Origin of the sequence: Candidatus Nitrosotalea bavarica (genome assembly GCF_900167955.1) — an archaeon.
Taxonomy (GTDB): domain Archaea; phylum Thermoproteota; class Nitrososphaeria; order Nitrososphaerales; family Nitrosopumilaceae; genus Nitrosotalea; species Nitrosotalea bavarica.
In genome coordinates this window covers 134,121-147,715 of the sequence record NZ_FUYK01000001.1, presented here as the reverse complement: position 1 = coordinate 147,715, position 13,595 = coordinate 134,121, and the positions used below count along the sequence as shown (strand labels likewise).

16 protein-coding genes and 1 tRNA gene are annotated in these 13,595 nt (G+C 37.1%); 7 read left to right on the top strand and 10 right to left on the bottom strand.

What is annotated here, in order from left to right; genetic code table 11:
- Nucleotides 1-10: 10 nt before the first annotated feature.
- From C0Q33_RS00820 to C0Q33_RS00800, 5 genes are all read right to left on the bottom strand, one after another.
- On the bottom strand, nt 11-511 hold the full coding sequence (locus C0Q33_RS00820) for a PepSY domain-containing protein (protein ID WP_101476693.1): 501 nt from the start codon (nt 509-511) through the stop codon (nt 11-13).
- A gap of 315 nt (nt 512-826) precedes the next feature.
- On the bottom strand, nt 827-1,195 hold the full coding sequence (locus C0Q33_RS00815; protein ID WP_101476692.1) for a VOC family protein: 369 nt from the start codon (nt 1,193-1,195) through the stop codon (nt 827-829).
- 50 nt (nt 1,196-1,245) lie between these two features.
- Entirely contained in the window at nt 1,246-3,561 is a 2,316-nt protein-coding gene (locus C0Q33_RS00810; protein WP_101476691.1) for a valine--tRNA ligase, read from the bottom strand.
- Nucleotides 3,562-3,564: 3 nt separating this feature from the next.
- Nucleotides 3,565-4,386, bottom strand: coding sequence for a 6-pyruvoyl trahydropterin synthase family protein (locus tag C0Q33_RS00805; RefSeq protein ID WP_101476690.1), 822 nt, complete (start codon nt 4,384-4,386; stop codon nt 3,565-3,567).
- A gap of 58 nt (nt 4,387-4,444) precedes the next feature.
- Nucleotides 4,445-4,726, bottom strand: a complete 282-nt coding sequence (locus C0Q33_RS00800; protein WP_101476689.1) for a 4a-hydroxytetrahydrobiopterin dehydratase — start codon at nt 4,724-4,726, stop codon at nt 4,445-4,447.
- 56 nt (nt 4,727-4,782) lie between these two features.
- Here C0Q33_RS00800 and C0Q33_RS00795 point away from each other — a divergent pair, with 56 nt between their 5' ends.
- Nucleotides 4,783-5,574, top strand: coding sequence for an asparagine synthase C-terminal domain-containing protein (locus C0Q33_RS00795; RefSeq protein ID WP_101476688.1), 792 nt, complete (start codon nt 4,783-4,785; stop codon nt 5,572-5,574).
- Here the strand turns inward: C0Q33_RS00795 and purB are convergent.
- On the bottom strand, nt 5,546-6,907 hold the full coding sequence (purB, locus tag C0Q33_RS00790) for an adenylosuccinate lyase (RefSeq protein WP_101476687.1): 1,362 nt from the start codon (nt 6,905-6,907) through the stop codon (nt 5,546-5,548). The two genes, C0Q33_RS00795 and purB, sit on opposite strands and share 29 nt — an antisense overlap.
- Before the next feature lie 94 nt (nt 6,908-7,001).
- Between purB and C0Q33_RS09140 the strand changes: the two genes are divergently transcribed.
- From C0Q33_RS09140 to C0Q33_RS00775, 4 genes are all read left to right on the top strand, one after another.
- Nucleotides 7,002-7,139 (top strand): hypothetical protein, encoded by a 138-nt coding sequence (locus tag C0Q33_RS09140; protein WP_165776400.1) that lies wholly within the window; start codon nt 7,002-7,004, stop codon nt 7,137-7,139.
- A gap of 63 nt (nt 7,140-7,202) precedes the next feature.
- Nucleotides 7,203-8,654 (top strand): RtcB family protein, encoded by a 1,452-nt coding sequence (locus tag C0Q33_RS00785; RefSeq protein WP_101476686.1) that lies wholly within the window; start codon nt 7,203-7,205, stop codon nt 8,652-8,654.
- Nucleotides 8,651-9,139 carry a DNA-binding protein gene (locus tag C0Q33_RS00780; protein ID WP_320416812.1) on the top strand — a complete coding sequence of 163 codons (489 nt, stop codon included), beginning with the start codon at nt 8,651-8,653 and terminating at the stop codon, nt 9,137-9,139. The genes C0Q33_RS00785 and C0Q33_RS00780 overlap by 4 nt, the downstream gene beginning before the upstream one ends.
- Nucleotides 9,140-9,229: 90 nt before the next feature.
- On the top strand, nt 9,230-9,553 hold the full coding sequence (locus C0Q33_RS00775) for a hypothetical protein (RefSeq protein WP_133120961.1): 324 nt from the start codon (nt 9,230-9,232) through the stop codon (nt 9,551-9,553).
- On the opposite strand, the gene C0Q33_RS00770 is transcribed toward C0Q33_RS00775, so the two are convergent.
- A complete protein-coding gene (locus tag C0Q33_RS00770) occupies nt 9,550-9,957 on the bottom strand; it encodes a 30S ribosomal protein S11 (RefSeq protein WP_101476684.1) in 408 nt (135 codons plus the stop codon). The genes C0Q33_RS00775 and C0Q33_RS00770 overlap by 4 nt on opposite strands.
- 168 nt (nt 9,958-10,125) lie before the next feature.
- On the opposite strand from C0Q33_RS00770, the gene C0Q33_RS00765 reads away from it, so the two are divergent.
- Nucleotides 10,126-10,944, top strand: a complete 819-nt coding sequence (locus C0Q33_RS00765) for a cupredoxin domain-containing protein (protein WP_101476683.1) — start codon at nt 10,126-10,128, stop codon at nt 10,942-10,944.
- A 79-nt stretch (nt 10,945-11,023) separates the two neighbouring features.
- Here C0Q33_RS00765 and thiL read toward each other — a convergent pair whose 3' ends face one another.
- Both thiL and C0Q33_RS00755 read right to left on the bottom strand, forming a co-directional pair.
- Entirely contained in the window at nt 11,024-11,980 is a 957-nt protein-coding gene (thiL, locus tag C0Q33_RS00760) for a thiamine-phosphate kinase (RefSeq protein ID WP_101476682.1), read from the bottom strand.
- Nucleotides 11,964-13,262: a phosphomannomutase gene (locus tag C0Q33_RS00755; RefSeq protein WP_101476681.1), complete on the bottom strand. Its 1,299-nt coding sequence runs from the start codon at nt 13,260-13,262 to the stop codon at nt 11,964-11,966. The genes thiL and C0Q33_RS00755 overlap by 17 nt, the downstream gene beginning before the upstream one ends.
- A gap of 53 nt (nt 13,263-13,315) precedes the next feature.
- On the opposite strand from C0Q33_RS00755, the gene C0Q33_RS00750 reads away from it, so the two are divergent.
- Nucleotides 13,316-13,389, top strand: a tRNA-Thr gene (locus C0Q33_RS00750).
- Between the two features lie 38 nt (nt 13,390-13,427).
- On the opposite strand, the gene C0Q33_RS09135 is transcribed toward C0Q33_RS00750, so the two are convergent.
- Nucleotides 13,428-13,592 carry a hypothetical protein gene (locus C0Q33_RS09135; protein ID WP_165776399.1) on the bottom strand — a complete coding sequence of 55 codons (165 nt, stop codon included), beginning with the start codon at nt 13,590-13,592 and terminating at the stop codon, nt 13,428-13,430.
- Nucleotides 13,593-13,595: the final 3 nt, after the last annotated feature.

The following is a 13,595-nucleotide window of genomic DNA, read 5'->3' as shown; positions in this document are numbered from 1 at the left end:
TCTTGCGAAACTATTGGGATCCAGTTGCTGATGGCGCTGTGCTGGCAGATGGAGCTTGTTTATTCCATCCTTGTCCACCATGTTTGAAACCACCCTTCATTCCTCCTGCTTGACCTGCACCAAATCCACCCATATGAAATGCGTGGCCTGGTGAGGTGTAAAGCACTGTTCCACTTGAAGGATCGACAATCACGGAGTATGCCATGTTGTTATTGTCAATTACTTTGAAGGAGTATACAAGAGAACCTTGCATTGGTTTCAAGCTTCCACCAATTACTTTGCCATTGGTAACTGCTCCTGCCGCAGTGGTTGCTGCAGTAGAAAAGTCTACTGTCACTTTTGACATAAGTAGCTGTTCAATATTTATTGAACCCTGGATTTTTGGTGCTGTACTTGTTGTGCCTGTAGACACTTGTGCTGACGCTGCGCCCATTCCTGCTGTGGCAAATATTGCCACACCAATTATGATAGCAAGCATCTTTTTGTGTGCTGCTAGGTTTTGTGTATTCATGCCGTAATTACTGGAAACTCGATATAAAGAATTGTGACACATTGTTCAGTAACAATGTTACTTCTGTCAAGAATGCATGAGGCATATATTAACAAAATTAATTTCTTAAAGTGTACGGTACAATACCTGTTAAAAATAATGAGCACATATTTCTAGTTTAAAAAATGAAAAAGAGTTTGCAGATGTTTGCAAACGAAACATGTTATTTTAATAACTGATTTGGTAATGATTAGTAGTTCTGTAGAGAAATATCTCCTACCAAGAAAATATTCTCTACAGTTCTAATTTACGTAAATTTTTACAAAACGAAGATTTCTACTTGGCGCTCTTATCCATCTGGATCATTCCAAAGATATTTCCTTCGGTATCCATGCATGTTGCAAAATACCCAATTCCTAGAATTGGCATCATTGGTATGAGTATCTGACCGCCTTTTGACACAATTTTACTTGTATAATCATCAAGGGATGGCACCTCTATGGTATTTGTCATGCCTATCTGCCCTGGCATTCTTCTTGCAAGGCCCCCATTAATTCCAGGCTCGTTATCCTCACCAGTCTTTATCATCCAGTATTCCATGGGACCGTCCCACTTGTCAAACTTCCATCCAAATACTTCGGAATAGAATTTTTGTGCCCGTTCTGGGTCGTCTGATGGAATAGCAAAATGTGTAATTCGCGGCATTGTACAGTAATAATTTTAATATTATTTAAATCTCAAACACTACACTAAGATTATTTTATGTTGTGCATAGCTTTGAGGTCTTTTGCAAATTGTTCCAGTCCTTGAGGAATTGCAATCTCTATGGTATCCTTTAGGGATAAATTCATGCTCTTTTTCTTGTTCCACACCTCAGAGTTAAACTCTGTAATCTCTTTTGTATATTTTGTCCAGTCTTCATGTTCCTCTGGCTCTACAAATTTTTCATGGTGTATTGTTTTTTGTGAATAAAGATTTTGCCACAAATAATCTGTAATAAATGGAGTGATTGGTGCAAGCAATATTAAAACAGAAGACAGTACTTTATGTAGTGTAAAGATTGCACCATCTCTCTCTTCTTCTGTAAAGTCAGAGCTGTATGCTCTTCCCTTGACCATTTCAATATAATGCGCTGCAAATAAATTCCATGTAAATTCTCTTAATGCCGTAGCTGGAATAAAGAAATTATACTCACTATACCCCTTTTTGCATTCTGAAATTACTTTATCAAGCTCTGAAAGTATCCACTTATCAGAAGCACTTGGTTTTCCAGATTTTACTATGGAAAATCCAGAAAGAAATCTTGAAACATTCCAAAGCTTACTTAGGAATTTCTTTGTAGTCTCAATTTTTTGCTCAGAACATCTAAAGTCATATCCTATGTTAATCTCACTTGCACTCCAGAATCGAAAAGTATCTGCACCAAACTTTTGTATGACTGGTAAAGGATCAATTACATTTCCCTTGCTTTTACTCATCTTTGCACCATGCTCGTCCACACCATACCCCATAATCCATGCATCAGTCCATGGAGTCTTGCCGGTGAGTTTCTCACATCGTAATATGGTATAGTAAAGCCACGTACGTACGATATCCTTTGACTGGGGTCGTATGGTAGTTGGATATGTTTTATTGAAAAAAGCCTCATCTTGCTTGTATTTTGTTATATAAAGAGGCGATATGGACGAGTCCATCCAGGTATCAAATGTACGCTGCTCTCCTACAAATTCTGTAGAATTACACTTCATACATTTTGGTATAGGACTGGAATCTTTCCAAGGTCTGTAATATTTTCCAGGTTCTGGAACATGTGGCTCGTTGCATTTTTTGCAGTACCATATTGGTATTTCAGTTCCATAGAACCTTCTTCTTGATATTGGCCAATCAATTGAAATTGATTCTAGCCAGTTCATCAAGATCTGCTTGTGCATTGGTGGATGGAAATTAATTTTTGAGCCAAGTTCTTTAATTTTATCAACCGAGTCTTTTTGTTTTAGATAATATTCCTCCATGGATATTATCTCAATTGCAGTCTTACTTCTCTCAGATATTGGAGTTCTGTGATTGATATTGTCAATCTTTTCAACAAAGCCTTGGTTTGTCAAGTCTTCAATTATTTTTTCCCGTGCTTGTTTTACTTTAAGACCTGCATATGATCCTGCAACCTCTTTCATTCTTCCATTCATGCCAACTGCAGCAATCTCTTCAAGTTTTAGATCTCGAAATAGTGCAACGTCGTTTTGATCACCATAGCTACAAACCATTACAGCACCAGAGCCGAATTCCTTTTCAGCAGATGGATGCGCCTTTATCTCAACTTCTCTGTTTATCAGGGGAATGATTACTTTTTTTCCAATAACATCAGTATATCTTTCATCTTCTGGATTTACTATGATGGTCTGACATGCACATAATAATTCAGGTCTAGTACTTGCTATCACAATTGTTCTCTGAGGATCTTTTACTTGGAATTTCATGTGGACTAGTTTTGTAGGAATATCTTCGTAAACTATCTCGGCATCTGCTATGGTAGTACCTGTTACCCAATCATAATTGTTGGGCCTGTTTGCAAGATAGATCTGTCCTTGTTTCCACATGTCAATAAACGTGGACTGGGTTAGAGTGCGATATTTCTCAGAATCTGTTCTATAATATTCTGCAAAATTGCCACTCAAGCCAAGACTCTTCATTATCTGGATCATTTCTGCCTCTAAATCATCAAGCGCAGTTTCGCATAGCTTGAGAAACTCTGCCCTGTCTGTCTCATGCATTCTAATTCCGTGCTTTTTCTCTGTGTACATCTCAACAGGAAGGCCGTTTCTGTCAATTCCTATTGGAAATAGAACATTCTTTCCTGACATTCTTGCAGTTCTTGCAATCATGTCTATCTGTGCATAGTGGGAAGCTGCTCCAATATGCCATGGTCTTCCAGATGGATATGGCGGTGGAGTATCAATTACAAAGACATCTCCCTCTGGCTTGAAATCATAAATGTGTGTCTCCTCCCATTGTTTTAGTATCTGTTTTTCAATCTCGGGATTCCAAGAAGTTTCCTTGATAGTTGGTTCCATGTCCTAAATCTTTGAGATCTGTGATATGATATGGGCTCCCTTGTTATAGCCCTCATAAATGTAGACACCTACTGCTTCGATATTTTTTGGCATCTTTGGAACTAGCAGTTTAATTAATTCTGTGGACAGATTTTCTACCGTTGCCTCTCCTCTCAAAAGATAAGTTGTATGTTTTGGAACCTGAAGATCAAATCGTCCCTTTGGACCATCAAATGCAATTCTATAATGTTCTGCATCTTCTTTTACCAAGTATTTTTCATTGATGAAAAATTTATGATCCATGACTCCTATTACTTCTTTGATTATCTTCTTTGCATCTCCAAAATCCATTAGCAAATTATTTTTCATCTCTCCGACTAGTTCTACTGTAACAGATGATGTGTGGCCATGTAATATTGAACACTTTTCAACTAATGGTAAAATGTGTGCATAATCAAACGCAAATGCAGGATCCTCCATGAATATTGATCCTGTCTGCACCTCCTGAGTCTTGTAAAGTATGATATCTTGTAGCTCTGATAGTCTTGCTGCAAACTTGGGATGACCCATTGCTATTATTTTTACATCTGTTAATTCTTGCTTGAGTTCCTTGTATTTTGTTATGTCACTTTCAACATCAATCACTTCAATTATTCCCTTGTCTGTCTTGAAATCTACTTTTATCTTGTTACCGTTTTTCAGCGTAACGCTATAATCATATTGGTATTCTATTTGCAAAAATTCCAACATCTGAGCAATTGAGAGCTCAGTTCTACTTCTTAAGAGATTTCCTTTTCCATCAATATACTTAAAATCCGCATCCAAGATTGCAGAGCCAGTTGACATTTGAAAAAATGTGCCTAGTCCGTATATAAATTCTGTACAGGTGGAAAAGTGAGAGTTCTTACTTTTTGAGTGAATTTAGAGTCCTTGCAAGGACAATATCATTTTGTGTAATTCCTCCAGCATCATGAGTTACCAAATCTACTGAAAGCTTGTTGTATACGTTGAACCATTCTGGATGGTGATTCATCTTTTCTATGTGAATTGCGGCTCTAGTCATAAAACCAAATGCCTCTACAAAGTCATCAAACACATAATCCCTGTGTAATTTTCCATTTACTACACCCCATCCTGACAATTCTCTCAATTCTGTTTTAATTTGTTCATCAGACAGTCTCATCATTTGTATTATTTTTTAAGGAATCCTATATTTAACTCTCAAAGCAAGTCCACTATGGAATGGTCAATGTAATCTTGTCAGGTCTTGAAGAAGAACTGTATGAAATTATAGTACAATCTTTAGAAAGTGTTAAAGAATCAAAAACTGTGGGAATTTCTTTTTCAGGTGGAGTGGATAGCTCACTTTTAGCAAAAATTGCAAAAGATCTTGGCTATGATATTGTGCTTTTAACAATGGGTTTTGCAGATTCACATGATGTAGAGTTTTCAAAAACTATGGCAAAGACACTTGGCATACGACATGAAATCGAACTAATATCTGAACAAACATTCTCAGATATGGCAAGAAAAATTTCTGACATGATTAACGTTGACAATTTATCCTGGAATGAAAACTGTATTGCATTTTATTATGTTGCAAAACTTGCAAAAAAGCATAATATTTCCAAAGTCGTAACTGCTAATGGAATAGATGAATTATTTTGTGGTTACAACTCTTATCGAGACTTTATTCCAGAAGGTGAAGAAGCAGTTGTTGGATTGATGAAAGAAAAGTTAGACAATGAAATACGTATGATGAAGGCAGTAAATCAAGTCACTTCTGAGTTTGGAGTCCAGATTGTCCAGCCTTTTCTATCTGAGAAGTTTATCGAGTTTGCAAAGACAGTTCCATTGGAACAAAAAATAAAGGACAAGGATGACTTGATGAGAAAACACATTGTTCGAAAATTAGCTTTATCAATTGGTGTTCCAGAAGAGTCTGCACTAAAACAAAAAAAAGCAATGCAGTATGGTTCTTTAATTCACAAAAATTTCTTAAAAGTCAAGAAAACTTGGAACATGAACTTTTAACTTTGTTTGATACATTTTTAATTATATCAAATGATGCTCCAAGGTGATTTTCAGGAACAAAAATTTTTCCAATCTCGTTGTCTGTCAAGTGAGATGATATTACCTTGTCATTTCTTACTGCGTCTCTAAAGTCTGTTCCTTCTGAAGATGATGCAAATGCAACTCTCTGAATGTCTCTATATGCTTCAAATCTTGGAACTCTTTTTTGGATTAATGCATCAAGTACAAATTCAGCAAAGATTTGACCTCTTGTTATTTCCAGATTTCCTCTAATCTTGTCTTCATTTACAAATATGGAACTGAGAATCTTTGTCATGGCTTCAAGCATTTCATCTAAAAGTATTGCAGTGGTTGGAAGAATGAATCTCTCGTTTGCAGAGTTTGACAAGTCTCTTTCATGCCATAATGGAATGTTTTCAAAGGCTACTGAGATCTGACTACGTAATAATTTTGAAAGTGATGTTACACGCTCACTTTTTACAGGATTTCTCTTGACTGGAACTGCACTACTTCCCATCTGACCTTTTTTGAAGGGTTCAGCGACTTCGCCTATCTCAGTTCTCTGGAGATTTCGGATCTCGACAGCAATTTTTTCAAGTGTTGAACCAATTAGTGCCATGACAAAAATATATTCTGCATATCTTTCGCGTGGAACAACTTGAGTTGTAACATCTGCAGGATAGAGTTCAAGTTTCTTTGCTACTCTTCTTTGTACTTCCAAAGCTTTTGAACCCATAAGGGAGCCAGTCCCAACAACTCCAAGTGTCTTACAAATCAAAATTCTCTTCTTTACTTCCTCAATTCTTTCTACATGCTTTGACATCTCAAGTGCCCAGTTGGCAAATTTCAAACCAAATGAAATTATGCTTGCATGCTGACCATGAGTTCTCCCAACTGCTGGCAGGCCTTTGTATTTTACGGCTTTATCTGCTAATATGATGGCTAATTTTGCTACCTTTGGTTCTATGATTCTAAGAGTATCGCGGAATTGTAATGAGTTACTTGTATCTACTAGATCATTACTTGTCAAACCATAGTGTATCCAGGGTCTTGCAGATGTTTTGCATATCTCACTTAACGCCTCAACAAGAGATGCAGTATCATGATCACTTTTTGCTTCTAGTTGTTTGACTCTATTTACTGAAATTTTTCCAGACCTTGCCATTTTTGATATATTCAAAGCTACATCTTTTGGAATCATCTTGATTTCTGACTGGGATAGGGCTACTGCTGCTTCGATTTCTAATTGATACGAGATCTTTTTTTGGTCATCAAAAATATCTTTCATAGCCTCAGTACCATAACGACCTCCATCAATTGGAAGAATTGGCATGTATGTGATCAATTGATCATGGAAAATAAATCTACTTGTATCAAACTGGGATTAAGATCGACACTTTTTTTATCCTCATGGGCAAACTACATCTATGAATTCTGACAAAAACCAAGAAAAAAAGAACTTGACAGAAGACAAAGTTTTCAATGATTCTGAAGACAAGACTGACTTGCTTGAAGGCAAAACATTACATGACTTGTACAGACATACTACAAAGCTGATTAAATGATATAATAGAAATCGCATACTCATGATTTAAATTGTGTACGGGTACCTTTTTTCGCAGAAAGAGATGTCCTCACTAATTCCAAAGAAAATTCGAGAGATGGAATATCGTATTGAAGCTGATCCATCAAAAGGTATGAAAGTTCCAGTTACAATTTATGCTGATGAAAAATTGTTGCAAAAAATGCTTACGGACAGAACAATTCAACAAGCAATTAACGTATCCACCATTCCTGGAGTTCTAAAACACGTTGTAGTTCTTCCAGATGGTCACGAAGGTTATGGTTTTCCTGTTGGTGGAGTAGCCGCTATGGATGCCAAAGAAGGCATGATTAGTCCAGGAGGAGTAGGCTATGATATCAACTGCGGTGTAAGACTCATCAAGACAAATCTTACCGAAAAGGAGGTTCGACCAAGACTTAGAGATCTTGTCTCAGAGTTATTTACATCAATTCCGTCTGGTGTGGGTTCTAAAGGTGCAGTCAGATTATCTTCATCTGATCTAGATGAGGTTCTTGTAAAAGGAGTGCAATGGGCAGTTGATCATGGATATGGTTCAAAAGATGATGCAGACGTATGTGAAGAAAATGGTCAGATAAAAAATGCCGACCCTTCAAAAATTTCTCCCACAGCACGAAAAAGAGGCGCTCCTCAACTAGGAAGCTTGGGTTCAGGAAATCATTTTCTTGAAGTACAACGAGTTGATCAAATTCATGACAAGGAAGCTGCTAAAAAAATGGGAATCTTCAATGAAGGTCAAATTACTGTACTGATTCATTGCGGTTCTAGGGGATTTGGACACCAAGTTTGTAGTGATTATCTTAGAGTATCAGAACAAGCACTTTCAAAATACAAAATAAATCTAGTGGATAGAGAACTTGCATGCGTTCCAAATTCTTCAGAGGAAGGAGAATCATATCGAAGAGCAATGTTTGCTGCATTGAATTATGCATGGAGTAATAGACAGATGATTACTCACTGGACAAGAAAGGCCTTTGAGCGAGTTTTCAAACAAACAGAATCTGATCTTGACATGAAATTAATCTATGATGTAGCTCACAACATTGCCAAAGTTGAAAAACACAAAATAGATGGTGAACTTCGTTCAGTTGTAGTTCATAGAAAAGGTGCAACAAGAGCATTCCCACAAGGAAGAGAAGAAATTCCTAAAAAGTATAGAGATATTGGTCAACCAGTCTTCATACCAGGTTCGATGGGTACTGGTAGCTGGATCTTGTTGGGAAAACCAAATTCTATGGATCTAAGCTTTGGCTCTACTGCACATGGTGCAGGAAGAATGATGTCAAGATCTGCTGCAAGAAGGGATTTTACTGAAAGTCAAGTACAAAAAACTCTTAGTGATAAAGGAATTTTCATAAAAGCTCTTACAAGAGAAGGTGTAGTAGAAGAGGCGCCTGAAGCATACAAGGATGTAGATGCTGTTGCAAACGTATCCCACGAACTTGGAATAGCAACAAAGGTAGCAAAACTTGTTCCAATTGGGGTAATCAAGGGTTGAGCGAGGAAGACCGAGAACTAGACCGTCTCAAGGCAAAAAGGATGCTTGAGATGCAAAAAAATATCTCCCAAAAACAGAAAATTGAAGAATTAAAGAATGAACCAAAAAAACCAGAGATTTCTCCTCGCGATTTAGTAGTAAAACAGCTTGGATATAGAGGAGTTGAGGTTCTTCAAAATGCCGAAGCTCAATTTCCAGAAGAGTCCAAAGTTGTCATAGAAAAACTTGCAGAGCTTATTCGAGGAGGAGAAGTTTCTGAAACCATAGATGGAGGAAAATTGTTGACCTTGTTTAGGTCTCTTGATATTCGAGTGAGAATGCAAACTACCATTAATGTTGAACAGGATGGAAAATTGGTATCTTGGTCTGATAAACTAAAAGGTGATGTGAAAACTGAATATGAACAATCATCAGAACCTGCTACTGAGCCTTCGACTGAATCCATTGTCGAATCTTCTGGACAATCAAGTCCTGAAAATACTTAACTCTACTGAACAATTCTAAAATTACTAAGACCGTTTGACTAAATATTCAAAATAAGTTTATTATTCGTGTATAACGCTAGATGATTGTTAATGCACGGTAGACCAACTATACTTCAAATTGCAACAACCAACTATGAAACTGATAGGGAGATTATTTCAACTACTATGGAAGAGATGCAAACTCTCTGTGGTATCAAAGAAGGTTTTCTGATAAGTAATTCTATGGAAAGATTTGGTTGGGCTTTTTTCAAAGTATTGATAAAAACAGAATTACTTGCAGAAATAGACTTAAAATTCGGAGATCGGATTGCTAAAACTAAAGGAAAGAAAGTTGAAGAAAAATTTGTAACTTTTATGACAGAATTTTTTGAAACCAAAAATGCCAAAGTAAAAGTAAAACTTGTAGATGCTTAGACTCTTCTTCCTCTTTTACCACCCTTCTTTCTTGTGGTATCATGAGGAATTGGTGTTACATCATCAATTCTTCCAATCTTAAATCCGCCTCTTGCTAGTGCCCTAATTGCTGCTTGTGCACCTGGGCCTGGAACACGTGAACCTACTCCGCCTACTGCTCTTACTCTAATATGAAGACCCGTGAAGCCTTTGTCATGTGCTGCCTCAACAACTGCTGCTGTTGATTTCATTGCGGCATAAGGAGATGATTCGTATCTGTCTGCGTTAACATGTCGTCCACCAGAGCTAATTGCTACTGTCTCAGCACCAGAAACATCTGTGATGTGTACTATGGTATTGTTGAAACTACTGAAAATGTGAGCTATTCCCCATTTTTCCTTGGCAGTCTCTTGTTCGGACAACATTTCAAGACTCTCGAACGGGTTTAAAAAACATTTGTTCGGGAATATGTGAATAGGCACAATTTTGGAAGAATCTTACTGAGAGAATCTACGCCAGTTTTTTAAAGTTTGAACGTTGAATGATATTATATTTTGAAAACTCTACATCTTTCGATAATCGCCTTTACGATATTGTTACTAATTCCTGCAATGATACACAATCCAGCTAAAGCACTATGCATGCCAAATTCTGATTGGTCTTCAGCACCATGTCATAGTGGCTTTGTACCATCTAAGGAAAAACAGCGAGAGGAGTGGGCACCATATTATCAATACAAAGGAGCAAGCTGGATGGAGATGATGAAAACACAAATGATTGGGGCTATGAAAAATGGTACCATAGAAGATTGGGTAACTGGTAATCAATCAAACTATAATGTTTGGAGTTATTATTATGTAAATGACCAAGCACCATTCTTTAGAAGCTCGGTAAGTGGTCTAAATGATGAACATCCATATTTCCCACCTCCTTTACAACAACTCAAAACAGGAATTACCCCCAAAGATGTTGTTTGTAAAGAGGGTCTAGAATTAATGATAAAAACAGCTGATGGCTTGTCGGTTTGTGTAAGATATCCAACTGCAAATGTTTTGTCGGAAAGAGGATGGGCAAGGGAATCTGTCTCTACCATGACAAGTCCTGAAATAACCATAATAATTCCTGTAAACTCTTCACTCAAATCTAATGGTTTTACATTTACGCCATCTCTTGTAAAAGTAGTCATTGGAACTAACAATACTGTACGATGGATTAACATGGACAGTGTCACAAATGACATAACAAGCAGTTTTGTATCTTTTAGGTCTGGCTTGATTGAATCAGGCTATGCATGGACTCATACCTTTGATAAATCAGGCATATATCATTACTATAGCGTTATTCATCCATGGCTCAAGGGAATAGTAATAGTTGCTACAAACCCCACTATTGGTAATTCAAGTGGTAATTAGAGAATGAAAACTCGCTTGTTTCCAAATATCTTATATCAATCTGTGTTTAGACCACTGGATTGCAGTTGATTAAAAAACATTAGGATCTGAGGTGTATCCAACCACACCTTTTGATTTTCTTGGGCTTGAATTTCTCCATGAGAACCACATCTTTGCCCCTGGCTACATAGCCTATTTCAAATAAAGGTACTTGTAATTTTCTTGCCATTTTTCTGATTTGGTGCAAATAAAGCGGTGATACCGTAAAGACCATTTCATATTCTTCTCCACCGCAAAAAACCAAGTCTTTCAAATCAATTTTGTTTTTTGCTGCAAATTCTACTATGTCATATTCTGTTGGAAAACCAAATATTACAAATCTCTTTTTGCTCTGCTCACTCATGTCGTTGAGTGTTATGGAAAGTCCATCACTAGAGTCCATTGATGACGAAAAATATTTTGCTGCCTGTAATCCAAATTGTAACCTTGGAGTTGACCTCATAACTTTTCCCATACATTTCTTCAAAAATCTTGGATTGGCTTTGTACTTGTTCAAAATGATCTTCAAGCCTGAAGAAGAGTATCCAAAAGGGCCGGATGTTGCAATGATGTCTCCAATCTTTGCACTACCCCTTGATGGTATCTTTTTGTTACCTGCTCCAAACATGGATACTTCGATGACCAGTTCCTTTCCTTGATTTGTATCACCGCCTACTATTTTTAACCCGAATTCTTTGGAGGCTGATGCAAAACCGTCTGCCAGATCATTGATCATTTTCTGTGTAAAACCACGGGGTATTGACAATGAAATTGTAGCAAATTGGGGCTTGACTCCCTTACAGGAAAAGTCGCTTACACATGCCACCATGCTCTTTCTTGCAATATCAGCAATCTTCATTCTTGGGGGCACATCAGTACTCTGAACCAACATGTCAGATTTTGCAATAAACTTGCAACTGCCAATTTTTATAACTTCAACATCGTCTGCAAGAAACCCAGTCTTGCCAAATCTTTTTTGAAATGTCTTGATTATTTCTCTTTCATCTGGATTCTTCATAACTTTGTTTAACCAGCATAGTGATTTGTTTTTCTATTGATTTTGCTTTATTGAGGTCATTTGACTCTACAGAGACCCTGATTATGTGCTCAGTATTTGACTGTCTCACTAGAACCCAACTGTCTTCATCTATTATGGACTTTATACCATCAATTGTTATAATCTGACTAGATTGTTTTTTCATCTTTTTCAATAAAGTTCCAAGTGTTTTCTTGTGGAGTTTTGAATCTACACTTACTTTGGTTCTTACTTGATGATATCTTTCCATGAATTTTATTATCTCGTTGAATTGTTTTGTTCCGACCATTGATGCAATAAGACCACTTGTCAAAATTCCATCTCTACACATGTTAAATTCTGGCAAAATAAATCCAGCACTGCTTCCCTCTCCACCTGCTTGAGATTTTGTTTTTAACATCATGTCAACTACATTGGCCTCTCCGACTTTGGATCTGTTAACAATACCACCTTGATCTGTGATGAACTTTTCAATTGCAATACTTGTATCAATACTGAGAACAAATTTTTTGTATCCCTTTTCAAGTGCACCTGCAATGCCAAGACCTAATGTAACATCAGGCGATTTTTTCTTGCCGTCTTTTACTATAACTAGTCTATCTCCATCCAAATCAAAAGCAAAACCAATCTCTGCTTTTTTTGAAGCTTGGACTAGTCCTGATAATTTATCACTAGTAGGATCAGGACCTCTATTCGATTTTCCAGGTATTCCATTTATCACACTTACCTTACAACCTATTTTTCTTAGTAACTGTGGGGCAACCTCAAATGCTGCACCGCCACCAACGTCAACTACTATCCTTGGTGATTTTTTTATTCTTCCAATTACTTTGGCTGCCTCATCGATATAGCTTGATTCAACCTGTGTTTCAGTCCCAAATTTTTCTCTTTGAAATTGGTATTCCTTTACCAACTGTTCTAATTCTGACTCGTTAATTCCTCTGCCTTCTAGGATAAACTTGAGACCATTCCATTCTAATGGATTGTGTGAAGATGTAACAATCAGACCGCTACCATATTTTCTTGCTTCTCTGAATATGACAGGTGTAGGAGATATGCCTAGATTATACACTGAGATTCCTCTTTCTAAAAGAGAGGCAACTGCAACATTGGTTACAATCTCGCCTGATGGCCTTGTATCTCTTCCAACAACACATTTTTTTGACTTGACCAGAGGTGAAAAATTTCTACAATAATGAATTATATCTTTAAGATTGAGGTCATTACCAAAAATTCCACGAACTCCAGAAATTGATACCTTCAATGAATCAAAAGCACAAAGGCTTTTTATAAACTCTAATTACATTTCGAACCACTGCCTCGATAGCTCAGCCTGGTAGAGCGAACGCCTCGTAAGCGTTAGGCCGTGGGGTCGAATCCCACTCGAGGCTTTAATCAAGTAAATACAGGAAATGATTTTTTAATTATTTTAAAGTCTGGTGTCTTCTACTTTTTCATCAAGGGATTCGATATCTAATTCAAGTTCTTTTGCAAGTCCCTTCCACCATACTAATGTCTCTGCCACCATTACTCCCCTTTTGATAAACCAAACTACGCCTTTATAGATCTGTCGGTTTGCTGGTCGCTGACTCAAAAA